Origin of the sequence: Burkholderia sp. LFS061 (assembly GCF_047978125.1) — a bacterium.
Taxonomy (GTDB): Bacteria; Pseudomonadota; Gammaproteobacteria; order Burkholderiales; family Burkholderiaceae; genus Burkholderia; species Burkholderia pyrrocinia_C.
Window position 1 is genome coordinate 1 of the sequence record NZ_JBFPFS010000075.1, and the last position, 20,021, is coordinate 20,021.

Here is a 20,021-nt window from a genome sequence, read left to right on the forward strand (position 1 = left end):
GTGCCTTTCTCGGCGGCCAGCTGCTTGAGCCGGATCGCCGCCGACAGCCCGGCGGGGCCGCCGCCGACGATCACGACGTCGTATTCCATCGATTCGCGCGGGCCGTATTGCGCAAGCAAGTCCTGTGTGGTCAAAATCCTGTCTCCTCCTGCGTCCCGACCGTCAGCCGGTCAGAACTGGTCTTCCGTCAACGCGAGCACGCTCTCGTTGCCCTTCGCGCCAACGATCGACGCTTCGAGCGCGCCGGCCTGCACGAGAATGTGCTCCGCATAGCATTGCGCGATCGCGATCTTCGCGTCGAAGAACACCGGGTCGCTCGCGCGGTTCGCCTGCGCGGCCACCAGCGCGCGCGCCATCTGCCACCCGCACAGCACCACGCCCGCCAGCTTCAGATACGGCACGCTGCCCGCGAACACCGCGTTCGGGTCCTGCTTCACGTTCGCCACCACGTAGTCCACCACCGACGACAGCGCGCGCGCACCCTTTTCCAGCTGCGCCTTCATCGACGCGGCCGCCGCGCCGTCCAGCCTGCCGAGCGCTGCCACCGTGTCGCCGATCTCCGCGATCAGCGCCTTCGCCACCGCGCCGCCGTCGCGCATCGTCTTGCGGCCCACCAGGTCGTTCGCCTGGATCGCCGTCGTCCCTTCGTAGATCGCCAGGATCCGCGCATCGCGGTAATACTGCGCCGCGCCCGTCTCCTCGATGAAGCCCATCCCGCCGTGCACCTGCACGCCCAGGCTCGCCACGTCGTTCACCATCTCCGTGCTCCAGCCCTTCACGACCGGCACCAGATATTCGTAGATTGCCTGATGACGGCCGCGCGTCGCCTCGTCCGAATGGCGGTGGGCAATGTCGCTGTGCGCGGCTGCCACATACGCCAGCGCCCGCGCGCCTTCAGTCAGCGCACGCATCGTGCCGAGCATGCGGCGCACGTCCGGGTGATGGATGATCGTCACCGACTGCTTCGCGGAGCCGTCCACCGGGCGGCTCTGCACGCGTTCCTTCGCGAACGCCGCCGCCTTCTGGTACGCACGGTCGGCCACGCCGATCCCCTGCATCCCGACCCCGAAGCGCGCCGCGTTCATCATGATGAACATGTATTCGAGGCCGCGGTTCTCCTCGCCGACCAGGTAGCCGATCGCACCGCCGTGGTCGCCGTATTGCAGCACCGCCGTCGGGCTCGCCTTGATCCCGAGCTTGTGCTCGATCGACACGCAGTGCACGTCGTTGCGCGCGCCCAGCGAACCGTCGTCGTTGACCATGAACTTCGGCACGATGAACAGCGAGATGCCCTTCACGCCTTCCGGCGCGTTCGGCGTGCGCGCCAGCACCAGGTGGACGATGTTGTCCGCCATGTCGTGCTCGCCCCACGTGATGAAGATCTTCGTGCCGAACACCTTGTAGGTGCCGTCGCCCTGCGGCTCCGCGCGCGAGCGCACCAGCGCCAGATCGGAGCCCGCCTGCGGCTCGGTCAGGTTCATCGTCCCCGTCCATTCGCCCGAGATCAGCTTCGGCACATAGCGCTGCTTCTGCTCGTCGGTGCCGGCCGTCAGCAGCGCCTCGATCGCGCCGTCGGTCAGCAGCGGGCACAGCGCGAACGACAGGTTCGACGCGTTCAGCATCTCGATGCACGGCGTCGCGATCAACTTCGGCAGCCCCTGGCCGTCGTACTCGGCCGGATGCTGCAGCCCCTGCCAGCCGCCTTCGACGAACTGGCGGAACGCGTCGCCGAAGCCCGGCGTCGCGGTCACGACGCCATCCTTCCAGCTGCTCGGGTTGCGGTCGCCTTCGACGTTCAGCGGCGCCAGCACCTCGCCGCAGAACTTCGCGGACTCGTCGAGCACGGCCTGCGCCGTGTCGTAACCGGCATCCTCGAAGCCCGGCAACTGCGCGACGGCGTCGATACCCGCGAGTTCCTTCAGCACGAACAGCATGTCCTTGACGGGGGCGTTATAGCTCATGGTCGATGTTCCAAATCAGGCGGTGAATGAGGTGCGCTACCGGGCCGGTACGGCAAAGCCGGCCGGACCCGGGCGACGACGTGACCCATCGTAATGCCGCGATGGCCGATTCCCGTTGTCATATCCGGCCCACATGGTGACAAAATCGGCCACGGGTTGCGTGGGCGCGGCCGGAAACGGCCGGCTGGATAAGGGTTTGGCCTGAGCCGGTTTCGATGAAAACGGCGAGCAATCGATGTGCCGGCCGGTGGGGCCGAAGCGACGCAGCATGCCGGCGGCAACGGGGGCCGGTTATGGGAATCGCCTATGGGAGCCGGCCATGGGAGCGAACAAAGGAAGCCGGTTATGGGAACCGGTTTGAAAAAGGCGCACTACGCGCGCCGCCGATATGTCCCCGGCGTACTCCCCGTCCAGTGCCGGAACGCGCGATGAAACGCGCTCGGATCGTCGAACCCGATATCGGCGCCGATCGCCGCGATCGTGTCGGGCGTATCGGTCAGCCGCTGGATCGCGATGTCGCGCCGCAGTTCATCCTTGAGCGCCTGGAACGTCGTCCCTTCGGCCGCAAGGTGGCGGCTCAGCGTGCGCACCGAGCAATGCAGGTGCTCGGCCGCCTGGTCGATCACCGGCAGGTCGGGCAGCGCCGCCGACAGGTATTGCCGCACGCGATGGCACACGAGCTGTTCGCTGAACGATTCGAAGATCCAGTCGCCGGGCGCGCGCGCGAGAAACTTGCGCAGGTTGCGCTTGCTCTGCCGGATCGGCGCATCGAGGTAGTCCGCGCTGAAGCGCATCAGCGTGCGCTCGCAGTCGAACTGCACGGAGCCGGTGAAGAAGTACAGATGGTCGACCGCATGGCGCGGCCGCGGGCACGCGAACTCGATCCGCAGCAGCGGGATCTTCTGCCCGATCAGCCAGGAACATACGCCGTGCACGAGCTTGAGCATCAGCTCCTGACCGAGCGCGCCGATCGGGCCGATGGCCTCGTTCGGGCGCAGCAGCACCTGTGCGACGAGACCGTCGCGCTTCGATTCGACGAAGAAGTCGTCGAGCAGGATATGGAAGAACTGGCCGAAGCGATGCAGCGCCGTTTCGAGGTTGCGCGCATCGAGCAGGCTCAGGCACAGATACTTCAGCGTGCCGCCGCGCAGCGGGCGCGAGAAGATGCCGGGCATCTCGTCGTCGAGGTCGATCGCGAGCGTGCGGTACAGCGTCGAGAACTGCTCCTCCGTCACGCGCGCATGCGGCTCGCCGAGCAGCTCGATCGGAATGCCGGCCCCGCGCAGGTAGCGTTCGACCACGTCGCGCTGCGCCCCCGCGCTCGCGAGGAAACCGTTGACGAGCGAGATCGGCACCGTCGCGCTCGGCGACGGCAGCGCGCGCCCGGGCCGGGCGGAAAGTGAATCTGAGCCGGTCATCGCGTCCCCGTCGATCGAACCGCTCGCATTGTACTTGAGCGGCCCGCGCGTCTGCTTCGGGGCCTTCGGCGCGCCGGGCCGGGCCGCCGCGGCCGCGCGGCGCTTCGGCGCCATCAGCCGGTGCGGCTGAGTTCCCGGCGCAGGATCTTGCCGACCGTCGACTTCGGCAGCCGGTCGACGAAGCGGACGAGCTTCGGCACCTTGTAGGCCGCGAGGCTCTCGCGGCAATGCGCGACGAGCTGCGCCTCCGTCACGTCGGCATCCGGCGCCAGCACCACGAACAGCTTGACGGCCTCGCCGGTGCGCGCGTCCGGCACGCCGATGCATGCGCATTCGGCAACGCCCGGCAGCGCGGTCGCGACGGCTTCCACCTCGTTCGGGTACACGTTGAAGCCCGACACGATGATCATGTCCTTCTTGCGGTCGACGATCCGCAGGAAGCCGGCTGCGTCGAACACGCCGACGTCGCCGGTGCGGAAATAGCCGTCCGCCGTGAACGCGGCCGTATTCGCTTCCGGCTTCTGCCAGTAGCCGGTCATCACCTGCGGCCCCTTCACGCAGATCTCGCCCGCTTCGCCGATCGCGACCTCGCGATCCTGGTCGTCGAGCAGCTTCACGTCGGTCGACGGCAGCGGCAGGCCCGTGGTGCCCGTGAACGCGTCGATCGATTGCGGGTTGAACGACACGACCGGCGACGTTTCCGACAGCCCGTAGCCCTCGCGGATAAAGTTGCCCGTCACCGCCTTCCAGCGCGACGAGATCACGTCGATCACCGCCGCGCCGCCGCCGGCCGACAGCTTCAGCCGCGACCAGTCGACTTCCTTCAGGCGCGGATGGCCGGCGAGCCCCGCGTACAGCGTGTTCACGCCGACGAACACGGTCGGCCGCGCGGCCTTCAGCACGTCGATGAACGCGTCCATGTCGCGCGGGTTCGCGACGAGCCAGTTCTGCGCGCCGATCGCGAAGTAGGACAGGAAGTTCACCGTCAGCGCGAAGATGTGGTACAGCGGGATCGCGGTGACGACGACTTCCTCGCCCGGCACCCGCGCGGCCGCCACGATCGCCGCGAACTGTTCGATGTTCGCGACGAGGTTGCGGTGCGACAGCGCGGCGCCCTTCGACAATCCGGTCGTGCCGCCCGTGTATTGCAGCAGCAGCAGGTCCGCGCCGCCCAGCGCGACCGGCTCGCACGCGAGCGATTCGCCTGCGGCGATCGCGTCCGCGAGCGCGATCGAACCGGGCGGCAGCGCATCGCACACGCCGGCCGGCGCATCGACCACGCCCAGATCGCCGCGCCCCACGCTCAGCACGGTGCGCACGCGCGTGCCGCCGACCACGTCGGCGAACGTGCCCATCGACCCGCCGCACACCACGGCGACCTCGACGCCTGCGTCGTCGAGCTGATGCCCGAGCTCGTGCGCGGTGTAGTGCGGGTTCACGTTGACCTGGATCGCGCCGATCCTCGCGACGGCGACGAACACGACAGGAAACGCGAGCACGTTGGGCAGCATCACGGCCACGCGGTCGCCCTTGCGGACGCCGACGACCTGCTGCAGATACGCGGCCAGCGCGCTCGACAGGCGGTCGACATCGGCATAGGTCAGCGTGCGGCCGAACGCATGGAACGCGGGACAATCGGCGAAGCGGCGCATCGCGTCGTCCAGCAGCGCGCTGACGGAAGGATGGCGATCGGCGTCGATCTCGGCGGGGATCGCGCCATACGACCCGGTCCAGTGTCTGTTCGTCATGTCTCGCTCCTGGAGGACAGCGCACCGCCCGGCCGGGAACCGCCCCGGGCCGGCCTCGCGCCGTTCGCACGGCGGCCTGCACGCCTGGGTGGCGCGGGCCGTCGCCTGATCGGCGACTATCGCCCGCGCGACGCGCTTTGAAAATGATCCGGCCGGCCGAAAAGATGATCGAAACGGACACGATACCGGTGGCCAGCTGGTCTCCAGCCTCATCCGTCAAGCCGCCCGCCCCAGGCAGGCCACGTGCAACAACCCGCATCAGGGTGAACCCTGTGGCGCCCGGAACCGTTCCCGCTCAGAATTGCGTTCCGTCAACGATATCGATTCGGACGCAGAACCCGTCATGCCGCGCAGTGCGCTCTTGAACCCGACGACTGCCCGCGCAGACCGCCTGCCGGACGCCCTGCCCACCCACGCGTTGCGCGAGAAGCGCTTCTCGCCGGCCAAGCTGGCCGTGCTCGTCGCGGTCGCGGCGGAGGCCGGCCTCGATCCGGCCACGGTGCTCGACGGCACGGGCCTCGATCCGGCCGCCGTCGCCGATCCGTTCACGCTCACGTCGCCCGAGCAGTTCCTGCGCGCCGCGCGCAACGCGATCGGCCGTTACGACGGCACGGATCTGGGCGTGCGCGTCGGCCGCCTGCTGCACGTGTCGAGCTACGGGATGTACGGCTACGCGATGCTGTGTTCGGAATCGCTCGCGCACGCGTTCGACTCGGCGGTCAAGTATCACCGGCTCGCGAACGGCATGCTCGCGATCCGCTGGGTCGAACAGGGCGACACCGCGTCGTGGCTGTTTCCGGACCGGCACGAAGTCGCGCTGCCCGATCTCGACGAAGCGCTTTATCGCTTCCTGATCGACATGCAGTTCGCGCTGCACGTGACGATCATCAAGGACGTGATGGGCGCGTGGTGCGTGCCGGCGCGCGCGCAATTCGCGCAGCCGCAGCCGCCGCACGCGGCGCTGCTGTCCGACGCGCTCGAATGCCCGCTCGCGTTCGACCAGCCGCACCACACGCTCAGTTATCCGGCCGCGTGGCTGACACGCGCGCCGCAGCTCGCGAATCCGATCACGGCCGCGCAGGTATCGTCGCACTGCGCGCAGTTGCTCGACGAATTGCGCAGCCAGTCGGGCATCACGCGACGCGTCTACCAGGAGCTCACCCGCACGCCGGGACACTTCCCGGACATCGACGCGATCGCGGACCTCCTCTGCATTACGTCACGCACGCTGCGCCGCAAGCTCGAAGCCGAAGGCACGTCGTACAGCGAACTGCTGACGAGCGTGCGCAAGGCGCTCGCGATCGACTATCTCAGCACCACCACGCTCAGCACCGAGGACATCGCGCTGACGCTCGGCTTCAGCGATGCGGTCGGATTCCGTCACGCGTTCAAGCGCTGGACCGGCACCACGCCGAGCGACGTGCGGCGCAAGCGCGGCGGCTGAACGCGGATGCTGACGAATTTCAGCGTGCGTCGCCGGCCGCCGGCGACGCGACCGCCAGCGCAAATTCGAACACCGCGCCGCGCCCGGCCCGATCGACGAGCCGGATGCTGCTGCCGTTGAGCGCCAGCATCCGGTGCACGATCAGCAGGCCGAGCCCGCCGCTCGTCACCGCGGCGCCGCTCATCGGCCGCTGCGGCCGCTGGAACAGCCCTTCGCGGCGTGCCGCCGGAATCCCTTCGCCGGTATCCGACACGGTCACGACCACGCAGTGGCCCCGCGGCTCCAGCGCGACCTCGACCTCGCCGTGCGGAGGCGTGTGCCGCAGCGCGTTGTCGAGCAGGTTGGTCAGCACGCGCTCGATCATCCCGAGATCGGCCGACACGACCGGCACGCGCGGCGGGATCCGCGCATGCAGCGCGATGCCGCGCGCCTGCGCGGCCAACTCGAATTTCTGGAACACGTCCTGCACGAGATCGACCAGCGAGAACGGCTCGCGCTCGGCCTGCACGCCGCCCGATTCGAGCCGCGCGAGTTCGAACAGCGCCTGCGCGAGCCGGCCGACCTTCGCGCTCTGCGCGAGCGCGATCGACAGGTAGCGCCGCCGTTCGGGTTCGGCGAGCGCGTCGGACTTCAGCGACAGGGTCTCCAGATAGCCGTGCAGCGACGTGAGCGGCGTGCGCAGGTCGTGCGAGATGTTCGTGATCAGTTCGCGCCGCTGCTGGTCCTGGTGCGTCAGCGCGCGCCACTGTTCGCCGATCCGGTCGGCCATCTGCGCGAACGCGGATTCGAGCACGACGATGTCGTCGCCGCGCCGGCCCGGCGGCGAGCGCGGCACCGGCGGCTGCGTGTCGGGCACGCCGTTCGCGTCGAAACGTCGCATCGCGTCCGTCAGCCGGCGCAGCGGGCGCGTGATGAAGCTGAACGCGGTGAGGCCCGCGAGCAGGCCGAGCAGCGCGACGACCGCCATCGACCACAGCGTCGTGCGCAGCACGTTGCCGGCATCGACGCGCGCGGCCAGCCGGTCGTGCGCCTCGCCGAGCAGCACCACGTAGATATAGCCCGACGGCGGCTGCCCGGCGCGCTGCAGCGGCGCGGCGCTGAACACCTTGCGCGCGTCGGGGCTGCGCGGATCGTCGCCGAGGATCGGCAGCGGCTGGCCCGCGATGAAACGCTGCACGGGAGCAAGATCGACGCGGTCGCGCTTCACGTGGCCGGGCGGCGCATCGTCGCCCTTGATTCGCCCCGCGTTGTCGAGCAGGTACACCTCGACGCTCGGGTTCACGCCCATCAGCTGGCCGAACAGCGTGCGCACGGCGTCGGGGCGCAGCCCGTTCGCGTCCATCAGCGGCGCGCTGTTGGCGATGTTGGCGGCCAGGTCGCGAGACAGCCCCTGCACGACTTCCTTCTCGCGCATGTCGTTCGCGCGGATCTGCAGCCACGCCGACGCGCCCGAGCACGCGAGCAGCAGGACCGAGAACACGAGCGACAGCCGCTGGGTGAGCGTGAGTTTCATCATGCGTCCCGCTGGCCCGGCGCGGCGAGCTTGTAGCCGCGTCCCCACACGGTGAGGATCCGCACGGGCTCGGCCGGATCGGCCTCGATCTTCGCGCGCAGCCGGTTGATGTGGGTGTTGACCGTGTGTTCGTAGCCTTCGTGCCGGTAGCCCCAACACGGCATTGAGCAGGTCCATCCGCGAGAACACCTTGCCCGGGTGCCGCGCGAAGAAATACAGCAGGTCGAATTCGCGCGGCGTGAGGTCGATGCGCGCGCCGTCGACGCTCGCCTCGCGCGCGATCGGGTCGATCGACAGCCCGGCGATGTCGAGCGTACCCGCGTCGATCCGCGAATCGCGCGCGAGCGCATCGACGCGCCGCAGCAGCGCCTTCACGCGCGCGACGAGTTCGAGCACCGAGAACGGCTTCGCCAGATAGTCGTCGGCGCCGAGCTCGAGGCCGAGGATCCGGTGCACCTCGCTCGAGCGCGCACTCGTGATGATGATCGGCGTGTAGCGCGTCATCGCACGCGCACGCCGGCAGATTTCGAGGCCGTCGACGCCCGGCAGCATCAGGTCGAGGATCAGCGCGTCCCAGTTGCCCTGTTCGAGCAGGCGCAGCCCTTCGGCGCCGTCCGCGCTGTGCACGACTTCGTAGCGCTCGTCGCGCAGGTGCAGGCTCAGCACGTCGGCGATGTCGGCGTCGTCCTCGACGATCAGGATGCGTTTCGGATGGTCCATGGCGGTGGGCGGCGGCACGTCGGGCTCGGGTTCGGTAACGGTTGCGACAACGGTGGTCGGGATTGCCGGTTGCCGGGGGCGAATCGCGGCGCAACGCCGCGCTGCCGCCATTGTGCAAAATTTTGCGGCGGCGAGTGATCACAAATCATTTAACTTTGAACGACGCATGCGCGGTGAGCCAATGCCCGCAAGGCTTTTCGCTCCGGCGCCTGAAATGCAGTTTCCGTCATCCGGGTACGAACGCTAAATGAACCCTAAAAAGCGGACGCTTCGGGAACGGCCGCCGGTGCACGCGCTCAGGACGCTGCGCGGTGTCCCGCTGCCGTTGCGCCGGCAGGCGATCGAGGTGCTGCCGCAGCGGATTGCACGGGCGACGGGGACGCTGCGGCGCCAGGCCCGGAAGGCGGCTGCGGAGCAGGCGTATGCGTCGCAGCCGGCTGCGACGAGGACGCTTGGCCGGCGCCGGCTCCCCCTGCCGAGCCTGACGCGACGGAACCCGAAGCCGCAGGCGCGGCGCCGGGCGGCGGGCGCAGCCCGCCGTCGAGCGAGGTCCGGCGAGCTGCCAGGTCGGCCTGTTCGGCGCTGCGCAGAGCGGCGCGATCGGAGGACAGGCGCGCCGCTTCGGCATCCGGATTGATCGTGTTGACGCGGATGCGCTCGACGTCGCCCACGCCCGCCAGCCGGTTCAACGGCACGTAGTCCGTCCGAAACACCAGTTCGACGCCGCTGCTCAGGTTGACGTCGGCGTGCGAACTCTCGGTCGTCTGGGTCCGGTCGGTCGACACGTAGCCGATCGTGCTCTGCACATTGGCCTCCGCGCCCCAGGGCCCGAAGCGTGCGCCCCCGCTCACGCCCACCGTGTTGCGCGTGTCGAATTGCGAGCCGCGGTCGTTGGCGGCGGCGCTGCTCGCATCGATATGGAAATTCATCGCGGCGTTGAGCCGCCCGCTCTCGATGACGATGCGCTGCAGGCCCATCTGCACCATCGTCGCGAGCAACTGCTGGCGGTTGCGGGCCAGCACCTGCTGCGCGAGCGGCACCAGGCGCTCGGGATCGGAAGCCGGGACCGCGTCGCCCGGCCCCATTCCCAGTGCGCTGCGCAGCGCCGCTTCGGCCGGCGGGGACGCGCCCGGGCGCAACGTCAGCCGGGTCGCGGCATCGCGCTCGGCCTGCAACTCCTGCTGGCGCTGGCGGCGCTCGTCCGGCGGCAGACCCGCCAATTCGTCGGCATCGTCCGCGGCCTCGTCGTCGCCGGTGACCTGGTAGGCGGCGGGGAAATGCTCGGCCAGCCACTGCCGCGCGCCGGCGATGCCGACGTTGCTGTCCGCGAAGCCTTCGGTGGTCTGCGCGACGTTGCGGATCAGGTCGACGAACGCGGTCAGCTGCTGCTGGTTCGAATCGTTCATCGCCTTGAAAACACCCGTGATCAGCTCGGTCACGAAGCGCGGGAACGACACCGCGTTGAGCACCGCCCGGGTGGTGCCGGCCATCCGGTCGATGGCGGTGCCCGAATAGTCCGAGCCGGCGTTCTGCGCGACGGCCAGCGCCGCGCCGGGACGCGCCGCGAGCGCGTCGTGGTCGAGCGCGATCGAGCCGATCCGAACCAGTCCGGACGCGAGATCGCGGCGCGTGGCCGGATCGAGGGCGCCGAAGCCCTGCTGCGCGGACAGCAGTTCGCGGACACGGTGGCGAACGTCGGGCCGCAGCACCGGCGAACGCGCAGGGCGCGCGGCCGCCGCCATCTCAACGGCTCCGCCGCGCGTCGCGCGTCCCGCGACGCGTAGCGCGCGGCCGGGGTGGCGACGGCGCGTCCACCGCCCTCGGTATCCCGGTTGTGCCGTCCGTATCGCGACGGCCTGAGCGACGAGGTTTCATGTCAGCGTCCGAGTGCCGCCCACGGGTTCTCCCGCGCGGCCGGCCCCAAAGCCGGCGGCACGCCGCGGCCGGCGTCCGGCGCGGCAGGCGCCTGGCCGTCGGGTTTCTCGCCGAGGCCGAGCGTTGCCTCGATCCATTCGGCGGCGGCGGCGATCACCGGATTGTCGGTGGTCACCAGCGGCGACGCGCCGCCCAGCGCATCCGCGACGTCCGCCAGCCACGCGATCACGGTCATCCCGGCCTTGCCGCGCCGGACATGGGCGGCGGGCTGGCGCGGCGGCTGGCGCGAGAGCCGGCCGATGCCGGCGACCACGCCCCAGATGTCGTGCGCACCGAAGCCTTGACGCATGTCGGCATGGCCGAGGATCGCGAACGCGTCCCTGAGCATGCCGACGATCTCGCCGGCCATGAACGCGGTCACGCCGGTACACGCGGCGCCGAGGTTTTGCGCGAGCGAGCGGGCGGCGTTGCGGACCCGCGCCTGGTGCCCGAGATCTCCGCGCGGGTCGGCGCCGGGCGTCTCGTCGAGTTTGTAGAGCGCCTCGCAAAGCGCGAGCATGCACTCCTCGAACTGGACGTTGCACTCGGCATCCGCCGCCGCCGGGCCGTACGCGGTGCCGAACAACCGCGAATAGAACGCCGCGCGTTCGCCGGCCGCCAGCTTCTCGGCGCGGTGGCGCCACCAGTTGGCGACCAGCGGCCCCGCGCCGCCGAGATCGACGCCGACTGCGCCGCTCGCGGACAAGCCGGCGAGCGCCTCGACCGCCGAGATCACGCCCGCGGGCTCGAGATCGGCCGCCAGATAGAGCGACGCGAGCGCCCGCAGCTGCGCCTTGTCGACGCGCGCGGCGACGGGATCGGGGATTGCGATGTCGCCGAGCTCGTCGAGCGCGAAGGCCAGGCCGTGCGCGGTCGCGCGCTCGACGAGCCGCTCCCCCGACCGGATGGCGACCGCGAGCCCGGCATCCGCCAGCGGGGCGATGAGCATGCGCGCCATGATTCAGTGCAGCCCGGCCGGCAAGCCGGCGGCGGGGGCCGGCTTGTTGGGGTTGTACGGCGTCGAGTTGCCCTGGATCACCGACATCATCTCGGGCGTCGCCATCTTGTCGAGCGGCAGGTAGTCGCTCTTGAAGTTGACGCGGACCTCGCCCGAGAGCTTCGCTTTCACCTCGGCCCTGGATTCGCTGGTGTCGTCGAGCGCCGACCCGACGGTGGCCACGTGTTCCTGCTGCCCCTCGAACGCGGCGTCGGCCGAATAAGGCGTGTACCAGCTGCCGTAGTGGGCGCTGAGCGATTCCTTGTATTTCTGGCTCTCGCGGTCGTGCATCGACGCGGTATAGGTGCGCTTCGCGGTGTCGCTGGCGCGCATGTCGAACACCACCTTGGCGTTGATCGACCCGTCGGTGACGACGATGCGATTGATGCCGAGCATGACCATCGACGACAGCAGCTGCTGGCGCTGCTTTGCCATCTGCAGGCGCGCCGCGGTGACGAGGCGCAGCTCGGACTTGTCGTCGGACAGGTCGGTCACGGGCGGATCGAGGTTGTAGTTGCGGCTGATCTCGGCGAGCCGCTGCGGCGCGTTGTCGCCCTGCGCCACCAGCCGCGACGGGGCCGCGGCGGCCGCCGCGCCGGCGCTGTCGGCGTCGAACGCGTCGGCGCCGTCCTGCGCCTGCACCGACAGCACGTCCGGGAACGAATCGGCGAGATAGTCGCGGCCGGCCCCCTCGCTGATGTTGTCGCTCATGAACTGGGCGGTGGTCTTGGCGACATTGGCGATCAGCTCGCCATACGCGCGCATCTGCTCGATCGAGCTTTCGACGATCGCCTGGAACACGTTCTTGATGAGGCCGCCGACGAATTTCGGGAAATCGACCTTCTGCACCATCTGGCCGAACTGCTCGACGCCCTGCTTGACCGCGCCGGCCTGGAAGTCCTTGCCGGCGAAGCCGGGATCCTGCGACAGCTGGCGCTTGGTCGCGGTGACGGGATCGTCGGCCAGCGCGGCGGCGGCCGGCACCGGACGCGGTGCGGCGACGGGGCGCGCGAGGCCGGTAGGCGGCAGTTCGCCGTTCGCCTCGCGCTCGGCGATCTCGGCATGCACGCCGTTGGGATCGGCCAGGTACGCGAGCACCCGCACCGTATCGGCGGCGATGCGGCGGCGCTCGTCGTCGGGCAGGTCAAGGAACGACGGAATCGCGGTCAGCAGGCGGCGCACCTCGGGCCGCGTCGCGTCGAACGCGGCGGCGCTCGTGGGCGGCCGCACCGGGTGAAGCGCGTCGGGGGGAGCGGACAGGCCCATGGCTCAGTTTCCCCTGGCCGGAGCGGGCGCGGCGGTCGGTGCGGCAGCCGGAGCCGCAGCGGGTGCGGCGGCGGCCGGCGGCGTTTTCGGGCTGGGCAGCACGTTGGGATCGGCCGGCGTCGCGTTGCCGGTGATGGTAGCGATCATCTGCGGCGTCGCCATCTTGTCGAGCGGCAGGTAGTCGCTCTTGAAATTGACGTCGACCGCGCCGGACAGCTGGATCTTGGTCTGCATCGCCGCGTTGCTGGTTTCGGACGCGGCGGTCGACGCGGTGATGATCGGCTTGTTCTCGTATTCGTAGTCGCCCTTCGCGTAGTAGTCGGCGCTGTACTGGCGGCCGTTGTCCTTGTCGTTGCTGGAGTCGTACTTGCCGCCGCGGTCGTAGGTGCCCTTGCCGGCATGGGTCGTCTGGACGTTGCCGTCCTTGTCGCGGGCGAGGTCGACCGCGGTGGCGCTGCGCTGCTTGGAGAGCGTGTCCTGCGCGCGCACGTCGTAGATGATCTTCGCGGAAATCTTGCCGTCGGTGACGACGATGCGGTTGATGCCCATCAGCACGATCGAGGCCAGCATCTGCTGGCGCTGCTTGGCGAGCTGCATCTTGAAGCGGTTGACGATGGCCAGTTCCGACGCCTCGTCCGACAGGTCGAAGGTGTCGCCGTCGCCCATCTGCAGGCGGGCGCGCACGGTCTTCGACGCTTCGTCGGGGTCGACCCCGTCGCGCACCTGCACGCGCGGGCTCGGCGTATCGCCGCTGTCGTCCATGCCGATCTCGAACAGGTCGGGAAACTGGCCGACCATGTGATCGCGCGCCTGGTTCTCGGTCACGTGCTCGTCGGCGAACTGGCCGAGCGATTTCGCCACCTGCGCGATCATTTCCTGATACGCCTTCATCTGCTCGATCGAGCTGTGGGTGATCGACTGGAACACGCCGCTGATCAGGCTGGCGACGAAGGTCGGAAACTTGACCTGGTTGAGCAGCTCGCCCGCCACCGCGGCGCCTTCGTGCGCGGCTGACGCGGTGAATTTGGACTTGCCGATGGCCTCGACTGCCTGGTTGTGGTCGTCGAAATTCTTCTCTTGCGCCGAATGATCCGTGTTGTCGTCGAGCGCGCGCGCCGTGGCGGTGTCCAGACCGCCCGGAATCTCGTGGCCGGCGAACCCCTCGGGCCGCGCCAGGTAATCGGCGATCAGCGCGGTGTTGCGGGCGATGTCGCGGCGATCGGCGTCGGGCATCGCGTTGAAGGCCTGCGATCGGGTCAGCATCTGCGCGACGCCGTGGCGCACTGCGTCGGCCGGCACCGGCACCGGCGGCGTGTGACGCGGGGCGGCCGCGGCGGCGCGCGGGGGCGGCGCGATCGGCGTGGGACGGGCGGCTTGCGGGAACATGGCGACCTCGCGGGAAACGCGTGACGAAGCGATTCGGATTCAGTTGGCCTGGGCGAACGCGTCCACAGGCAACTCGAACTCGATCGGGCGCAGGTAGAGGCTCACCCGCGCCGGGCAAGCCGCGTCCGTGCGCAGGCTGATGATCGAGAAGCGGCCCGGCCAATGCGCGTCCTCCGGCGTAAACGCGCCCATCCATTGCTCCAGCGCCTGCAGCCCGCGCGGACGCTCGGCGAGCCCCATCGTCAGCAGGCTGAGGAATGCGGGCGGCACGTCGGGGATCGCCGAGAGCAGCACGTAGAGCTCGAAATCCGGCCCGTCCGGTCCCAGCCCGAACGCGAGCAGCGCACCGTGCGGCGGCAGGTCGAACCGCCCGCCGAGCACCAGCCCCAGGAGCTGCATGATGCCGGGCAGGCGATGGCCGATGCCGAGCGCGTCCATGACCGGCTGCAGATCGGCGAGCCGCAGCGCCCGGGTGCACGCGAACGTGAGCCGCTGGCCGCCGAGGTCGCGCTGGGCCGCCATCGTGGTGAACAGCGGCTTGAGCCCGGGCACCATCCGCAGCGCGGCCTGGACGACGCCGGCCAGGTCGCGCGGCAGGTTCTCGATCGTGCCGGCGTCGCCGGGCAGCTCGTAATACACCTTGGACGCGTAGAGCCCGTCGCGGTCGTAGCTGGAGCCGAAGAACGCGCCGTAGTCGAGGTTGCCGCCCGGTCGGGCGAAGCCCCGGAACGGCTCGCTCGCCTGGTCGAACCAGTGCAGCGCTTCGCGGCCGATGAAGTCGCGGATCAGCTTGCGCATTTCGCGCGTCGACGCGTCGCGCCGGTCGATCGCGGACGCCTCCGGCGGCAGCGGCTCGATCGTGAAACGCAGCTTGCCCGGCTGGCTTTCCGAGAAGCTGGGTTCGAACGGCACCGCCATCGGCATCAGCGCGTTGTCGCGGAACCGCAGATCGTCGGCGCCGTCGCCGAACGTGCGCAGGAACAGGTCGCGCGACGGCGCGAAAGGATCGGCGGTGCCGAGGCTTCGCGCGGCGCTCTTCAGGCGGCGTTCGACCCGGGCGACGACCGGCTCGCGGATTGAGGTCAAGGGCATGGCTCGGCTCCGGCAGGGTTCGGGGATGGCGCAGCGCACGCAACGCCGGTTCAGTGCGGGCGGTTCGAGTAGTAGCTCGCGCCGTTGTGCGTGCCGACACCGTAGCCCGCCTTCACCGGCACGCCCGTGCCGAGGCCGATGCCGGCGCCGATATCGCCGACGCCGTCCAGCATCTCGCGCGCCATCGCCGGGATCGGCACCGGCTTCGACGTCATCTGCGGCGCCTCGCGCGGCTGCGAGAACTGCTCGATCTGCGTATCGGTGGTCGCGGTATCGGCCAGCCACAGCTCGCACGCGTTGACCAGGTCGTAGTCGGTGGGATCGACGGTCGACTTGTGGTTCGACGAGACGTCGGGATTGGCGATCTGGTCGATGCTGAGCAGCGGGCCGGTCGCCTTGTTGACGCGGTCGACGTTGTTGGCCAGCCACGCAGTGATGATCGTGCCGCAGGTCGCCAGCGTGCGATAGCGCGAGCTGGTGCGCGCGCCGCCCAGATCGTAGGTCGCGACCTGGTCGATCACCTGCCACATGTCCTTGGCGCCGTAGCAGCCGCGGATCTCGGGGTCCTGCAGCAGGTCGATCATGAACTTGACCTGCGACTGGATCTCGCGCGCGGCGTAATGCGCCATGCCGTAGCCATGCAGCGAAAGGTTGCCGGCGAGATCCCGGGCGGCCTTGCGCACCTGCTGGTGGTTGATCGGGTTCGGCACGCTCGCGCGCAGCAACGCGTCGACCTCGGTCTGGCGCACGAACGACGACACCGACGACACGAAGCGGATCCACAGATCGTTGAATTCGCGGTTGCCCGCGGTATTCGGATCGCCGCCCGGGACGCCGAGCGTGATCGCCGCGAAGTTCTTGCGCTCCTGCTCGGAGATGCGGTTCGGCGTTTCGCGCCAGTAGCGATAGAGCAGCTTGCCGGCATTGCCCGGGCCGATCGGCAGCGTGCCGTGCTGGAACTGCTCGACGATGCGGTCGACGACCTGGAACACCTTGAGTTCGTCGAACATCGCGGCGACGATCATCGGGCCCATCACGCGCACGTTGTCGGCGACGATGTTCGCGTCCTCCAGATCCTCGAGGTTCGGCAGGTCGATGCCGAGATCGGCGATCGCGTCCTGGCTGCCGATGTTCTGGACGGTGTTCAACTCCTCGTTGATGCGGCGGCGCAACTGCGGCTCGTCGGCCTGGATCTTGCGGGCCTGCAGGCCGCGCATCACCCGCGCGAATTCGGTGGCGACCACGCCAGGCTTCTCGCCGTCGCGGCCGTCGGGATCGCCCTCGATGCACAGCAGCGCCAGCACCCGCTGCGCGAGCGCCCCGTACGAATTGGCTTCGCCCACCGCCGCGAAGAACTGGCGGGTAAAGGCGTTCATCAGCCCGCTGTCGTCGTCCGGCACGGTCCTGCCATCCGCGACCTTCACGGGCGGCGGCGTGGCTCCGTCCACCACGAGGATGCCCAGCACCAGCGCGACCAGCGTGATCGCCGCGGGCTCGGGGTCCGCACCGTTCGCGCCGTTCGCCCCACTCGCGCCGTCCGCGCCGAAGATCAGCTGGCCGTTGTCCTCGGAAAGCAGCGGCGGGTTGACCAGCGACTTGCTGGCAAGCAGTTCGCGGGTGGCGACGAACAGCGGGTCGCAGACCTCTGCCACGTCGCCGGACGACGTCTTGCTGCGGTAGACGACGTCGAGAATGGCCTTGCACAGCGCGAGCTGCTCGCGCTCGGCAGCGACCGGGGGCCGCTTCAGCGACTCGAGCCGGTTGACGATATCGACCAGCCCGTCGCGTGCCCGGGTCTCGAGGTCGACGAAGTCGAGGAAGCGGACTTGATCATTGACATGAAACATTTAACTTCTCCTTGAAATCCGGTCGGTTCGAGGGAATGAACGGGATCCGGTGCACAAGTCAGCCGTCGTCGGCACTGCCTTCCTTGCCCGCACAACCGTCGTCGCCCGCGGCTTCGTACGCATCGATGCGGCCGGACAGCGCCTGCAGCGCCGCCGCCGCGTCGAGAATGCCGGCGCCGCAGCCGTCGGCCGCGCCGGGCGCGAACGGGCGGGCGGTGGCGACGAGCAGATCGCGCACCGTCGCGCCGTCGAGCGGATAGGCGCGGCGCTGCGCATACGCGACGAGCAGCGCCGCGGCGCCCGCGACGAACGGCGCGGCGAAGCTGGTGCCGGTTGCAAGCTGATAGGCCTCGATCGCGCTCGTCAGCACCCGTTCGCCCGGTGCGCACAGCGCGACGTGCGGGCCGCGCGTCGAGAACGGGGTGGGCCGTCCGTCGTCGCCCACCGCACCGACCGCGATCACCTGCGGGTAGGCGGCGGGCCAGTAGCGGGTGACGCAGCCGTCGTTGCCGCTCGCGGCAACGAGGATGCAGCCGCGCGCGGCGGCATACGCAATCGTGTCGGCATGCGGTTTCGGGCGGTTGGCGGCGATCGTCGCATCGTCGGTGCCGAAACTCATGTTGATGACCTTGGCGCCGAGGTCGACCGCCAGCTTGAGCGCGCGGTCGAGGTCGGCGATCGCGCCGAGCCCGACCGCGTGCGCCTTGCCCGGCAGGCGGGCGGCCGCCAGCGCGCGCATCGGCAGGATGCGGCAATCGCCGCCGAGTCCGCGCGGCATCGCGACGCCCTCGGCGGCGATGATGCCCGCGCAGCCCATGCCGTGGCCGACGAAGCGGTCCTCGGGAAAATCGCCGCGATGGCCGTGGCCGCTCAGCAGCTGCACGCCCGGCGACAGATCGCCGGGCTCCAGCCGCACCGTGTCGGCGCCCGCGCGAAACGCGTGGGCGAATTCGGGATGCCGGCGGGCGATGCCGCTGTCGATGAGGCCGACCGTGACGCCGCTGTCGCCCCGCTCGATCGCATGCGCGTCGGCCATGCGCACCAGCGCGCGGGCATCCTGCGCGAACCGCGCGGCCGGCGGCACGGGCGCCAGCCGGCCGGGCGCGTCCATCGGCACCATCGCCACGTAGTTGGGCGTCACACTCTCCACGCTCGCGAGCTGCGCGAGCGAGTCGCACAGCGCGCCGATCGGCGTGCCGGCCGGCACGCGCAGCAGCAGCGTGCGAGCCATGCCCGTCGCCTGTTCGACCGCGTCGTAACCGTGGTGCGCCTGGCCGGGCACCCAGCGCCCGGCCAGCGCGCTGAACGGGCGCACCGCGAGGAAGCGGCCGGCGAACGCGACCACGATGCGGTCGACCGGGCCGCCGTCGATGCATTGCGCGGCGGCCAGCGCGCCGCGCGTCACGTCGCGGATCGACGGCACATGCTCGGGCGCTTCGCCGAGCGCCAGCTTCAGCAGCAGGCTGGTCGGCAGGCTGAACTGCCGCTCGCCGGGCGACGCCCACGGCGTGCCGAGTGCATGGATCGTCATGGCCGCGTCTCCTCCTGACCGGGAACGGCGGCCAGGGTCATCGGCCTGGCGGCGGGCGCCGGCGGCGGCGCGAAGGCGCTCAGGTCGAACGCCACGGCGGCGGCATGCCGGCTCGTCGGCGACACGGCGAGTTCGCCGGCCCACTGGTCGTGACCGGGCGCGAGCAGCAGCTCGTCGTCCGCCGATTGCAGCACGGCGACCGGGCGATTGCCGATCCGCACCAGCGGCGCGTGCCCGCCATTGACGAGATTGCGCCCGACCACGCGCAGCAGCGGCGACGCATCGGGCAGCGCATCGGTGGCGGGCGCCACGGGCTCGACCCGCTCGACGCTCGGCGCGGACGCCCGATCGAGCGCCCGGCGCAGCCGGTCCACGGACAGGTTGGTGACGCGGCCGATCGCATGCACCATGTCGCGCTGCTCGGCCTGCCGGAATTGCCTGACCGTGCGCACGCCGGCCCATTCCAGCCGCTTGCGGTCCTCGGCCGAGAGTTCGTCGCCCAGCGCGTCCAGCGGCTGGTCCTTGCTGTCCTCGGACAGCGCGATCGCGTTCTCCTCGATCGCCGGCCGCGTGATGGTCGTGAAGACGAGATGGAAGGTGCTGCTGTCGCTGTCGCCCGGGCCGGCGGGGCGAATCCAGACCTCGCTTTCGACGAATTCGACATGGGCGCGCAAATCGAGGTTGACGTCCTTGATCGCGAAGGTCAGCGGCAGGTTGAGGTTGCGCGCCTTGATCGCCATCGCCGCCTGCGCGTTGTCGAGCTGGCTCTGCACGGCCTGGATGAAATCCTCGAGGCGCAGGCTGGCGTTGCTGTTCATTGCCCCGCTCCGCCAGCCGGCACGGCTTCAAGGACGATCGCGAGCCGCGCCGGCTCCGGATCGAAGGCCGTGCGGGTCAGGAACTGCGGCAGATCGCCGACCAGCTCGATGCCGCCGGCACCGCGCGCGACGCGCAGGTCGAGCGGCAGCTCCATGGCCAGCGAGCGCACCTGCAGCCCCTGCGCCGCACCCGCGGTCAGCAGTTCGGCAACGTCGGCAAACGCGCCCAGCGTCTCGCCCAGCGGCCGCTGCGAAATCATGCCGGTTCTCCTCGAGTGGATGCGGGCACAGCCGGAGCAGCGGGCGCGGCGGGTGCGGCCGCCGCCGGCAAGGCAGGCGCCGCCGGCCCGGCGACCGGCGCAGGCG

Annotated in this window: 16 protein-coding genes and 1 pseudogene; 2 read left to right on the forward strand and 15 right to left on the reverse strand. The window is 70.0% G+C overall.

The features are described 5' to 3' along the window. The 3 genes from ACNQQL_RS34655 to ACNQQL_RS34665 all read right to left on the reverse strand — a co-directional run. Window positions 1-134 (reverse strand): FAD-dependent oxidoreductase (locus tag ACNQQL_RS34655; RefSeq protein WP_124472517.1); only part of this gene is annotated, 134 nt, incomplete at its 3' end. Window positions 135-170: 36 nt separating this feature from the next. Then, window positions 171-1,961 carry an acyl-CoA dehydrogenase gene (locus tag ACNQQL_RS34660; RefSeq protein WP_347069025.1) on the reverse strand — a complete coding sequence of 597 codons (1,791 nt, stop codon included), beginning with the start codon at window positions 1,959-1,961 and terminating at the stop codon, window positions 171-173. Between the two features lie 371 nt (window positions 1,962-2,332). Beyond that, window positions 2,333-3,394: an AraC family transcriptional regulator gene (locus tag ACNQQL_RS34665; protein ID WP_347069051.1), complete on the reverse strand. Its 1,062-nt coding sequence runs from the start codon at window positions 3,392-3,394 to the stop codon at window positions 2,333-2,335. On the opposite strand from ACNQQL_RS34665, the gene ACNQQL_RS34670 reads away from it, so the two are divergent. Further along, complete coding sequence (locus tag ACNQQL_RS34670) at window positions 3,297-3,509, forward strand: hypothetical protein (protein ID WP_347069057.1); 213 nt, start codon at window positions 3,297-3,299, stop codon at window positions 3,507-3,509. The two genes, ACNQQL_RS34665 and ACNQQL_RS34670, sit on opposite strands and share 98 nt — an antisense overlap. Here ACNQQL_RS34670 and ACNQQL_RS34675 read toward each other — a convergent pair. Continuing rightward, the gene (locus ACNQQL_RS34675; RefSeq protein ID WP_347069027.1) at window positions 3,493-5,127 is read right to left on the reverse strand and encodes an AMP-binding protein; all 1,635 of its coding nucleotides are present in this window, start codon (window positions 5,125-5,127) and stop codon (window positions 3,493-3,495) included. The two genes, ACNQQL_RS34670 and ACNQQL_RS34675, sit on opposite strands and share 17 nt — an antisense overlap. A 343-nt stretch (window positions 5,128-5,470) precedes the next feature. On the opposite strand from ACNQQL_RS34675, the gene ACNQQL_RS34680 reads away from it, so the two are divergent. Continuing rightward, a complete protein-coding gene (locus ACNQQL_RS34680; RefSeq protein ID WP_347069029.1) occupies window positions 5,471-6,571 on the forward strand; it encodes an AraC family transcriptional regulator in 1,101 nt (366 codons plus the stop codon). 19 nt (window positions 6,572-6,590) lie between these two features. Here the strand turns inward: ACNQQL_RS34680 and ACNQQL_RS34685 are convergent, their stop codons facing one another. The 11 genes and pseudogenes from ACNQQL_RS34685 to ACNQQL_RS34735 form a co-directional block, all read right to left on the reverse strand. Continuing rightward, window positions 6,591-8,084 (reverse strand): HAMP domain-containing sensor histidine kinase, encoded by a 1,494-nt coding sequence (locus tag ACNQQL_RS34685; RefSeq protein WP_347069054.1) that lies wholly within the window; start codon window positions 8,082-8,084, stop codon window positions 6,591-6,593. Further along, window positions 8,084-8,804 (reverse strand): annotated as a pseudogene (locus ACNQQL_RS34690) (response regulator transcription factor). Before ACNQQL_RS34690 ends, ACNQQL_RS34685 begins: the two are co-directional and overlap by 1 nt. Before the next feature lie 296 nt (window positions 8,805-9,100). After that, window positions 9,101-10,546, reverse strand: coding sequence for a hypothetical protein (locus tag ACNQQL_RS34695; RefSeq protein WP_347069031.1), 1,446 nt, complete (start codon window positions 10,544-10,546; stop codon window positions 9,101-9,103). Between the two features lie 134 nt (window positions 10,547-10,680). Next, window positions 10,681-11,676 (reverse strand): hypothetical protein, encoded by a 996-nt coding sequence (locus tag ACNQQL_RS34700; RefSeq protein WP_347069033.1) that lies wholly within the window; start codon window positions 11,674-11,676, stop codon window positions 10,681-10,683. A gap of 3 nt (window positions 11,677-11,679) precedes the next feature. Next, window positions 11,680-12,981, reverse strand: coding sequence for a hypothetical protein (locus ACNQQL_RS34705; RefSeq protein WP_347069035.1), 1,302 nt, complete (start codon window positions 12,979-12,981; stop codon window positions 11,680-11,682). 3 nt (window positions 12,982-12,984) lie between these two features. Next, window positions 12,985-14,367, reverse strand: coding sequence for a hypothetical protein (locus tag ACNQQL_RS34710; RefSeq protein ID WP_347069037.1), 1,383 nt, complete (start codon window positions 14,365-14,367; stop codon window positions 12,985-12,987). Between the two features lie 39 nt (window positions 14,368-14,406). Further along, window positions 14,407-15,459, reverse strand: coding sequence for a hypothetical protein (locus ACNQQL_RS34715; protein WP_347069039.1), 1,053 nt, complete (start codon window positions 15,457-15,459; stop codon window positions 14,407-14,409). 50 nt (window positions 15,460-15,509) lie between these two features. Next, window positions 15,510-17,306: a hypothetical protein gene (locus ACNQQL_RS34720; RefSeq protein ID WP_347069041.1), complete on the reverse strand. Its 1,797-nt coding sequence runs from the start codon at window positions 17,304-17,306 to the stop codon at window positions 15,510-15,512. Window positions 17,307-17,364: 58 nt separating this feature from the next. Beyond that, complete coding sequence (locus ACNQQL_RS34725; RefSeq protein ID WP_347069043.1) at window positions 17,365-18,837, reverse strand: S8 family peptidase; 1,473 nt, start codon at window positions 18,835-18,837, stop codon at window positions 17,365-17,367. After that, complete coding sequence (locus tag ACNQQL_RS34730) at window positions 18,834-19,655, reverse strand: hypothetical protein (RefSeq protein WP_072443950.1); 822 nt, start codon at window positions 19,653-19,655, stop codon at window positions 18,834-18,836. Before ACNQQL_RS34730 ends, ACNQQL_RS34725 begins: the two co-directional genes overlap by 4 nt. Then, the coding region (locus ACNQQL_RS34735; RefSeq protein WP_347069047.1) for a hypothetical protein at window positions 19,652-20,021 on the reverse strand (370 nt) is incomplete at its 5' end. The genes ACNQQL_RS34735 and ACNQQL_RS34730, both read right to left, overlap by 4 nt.

Excerpts from the sequence above, each read along its gene's own strand:
- ACNQQL_RS34660 (WP_347069025.1), bottom strand. The coding sequence starts at position 1,961 with ATGAGCTATAACGCCCCCGTCAAGGACATGCTGTTCGTGCTGAAGGAA.
- ACNQQL_RS34675 (WP_347069027.1), bottom strand. The coding sequence starts at position 5,127 with ATGACGAACAGACACTGGACCGGGTCGTATGGCGCGATCCCCGCCGAG.
- ACNQQL_RS34680 (WP_347069029.1), top strand. The coding sequence starts at position 5,471 with ATGCCGCGCAGTGCGCTCTTGAACCCGACGACTGCCCGCGCAGACCGC.
- ACNQQL_RS34685 (WP_347069054.1), bottom strand. The coding sequence starts at position 8,084 with ATGAAACTCACGCTCACCCAGCGGCTGTCGCTCGTGTTCTCGGTCCTG.
- ACNQQL_RS34695 (WP_347069031.1), bottom strand. The coding sequence starts at position 10,546 with ATGGCGGCGGCCGCGCGCCCTGCGCGTTCGCCGGTGCTGCGGCCCGAC.
- ACNQQL_RS34700 (WP_347069033.1), bottom strand. The coding sequence starts at position 11,676 with ATGGCGCGCATGCTCATCGCCCCGCTGGCGGATGCCGGGCTCGCGGTC.
- ACNQQL_RS34705 (WP_347069035.1), bottom strand. The coding sequence starts at position 12,981 with ATGGGCCTGTCCGCTCCCCCCGACGCGCTTCACCCGGTGCGGCCGCCC.
- ACNQQL_RS34710 (WP_347069037.1), bottom strand. The coding sequence starts at position 14,367 with ATGTTCCCGCAAGCCGCCCGTCCCACGCCGATCGCGCCGCCCCCGCGC.
- ACNQQL_RS34715 (WP_347069039.1), bottom strand. The coding sequence starts at position 15,459 with ATGCCCTTGACCTCAATCCGCGAGCCGGTCGTCGCCCGGGTCGAACGC.
- ACNQQL_RS34720 (WP_347069041.1), bottom strand. The coding sequence starts at position 17,306 with ATGTTTCATGTCAATGATCAAGTCCGCTTCCTCGACTTCGTCGACCTC.
- ACNQQL_RS34725 (WP_347069043.1), bottom strand. The coding sequence starts at position 18,837 with ATGACGATCCATGCACTCGGCACGCCGTGGGCGTCGCCCGGCGAGCGG.
- ACNQQL_RS34730 (WP_072443950.1), bottom strand. The coding sequence starts at position 19,655 with ATGAACAGCAACGCCAGCCTGCGCCTCGAGGATTTCATCCAGGCCGTG.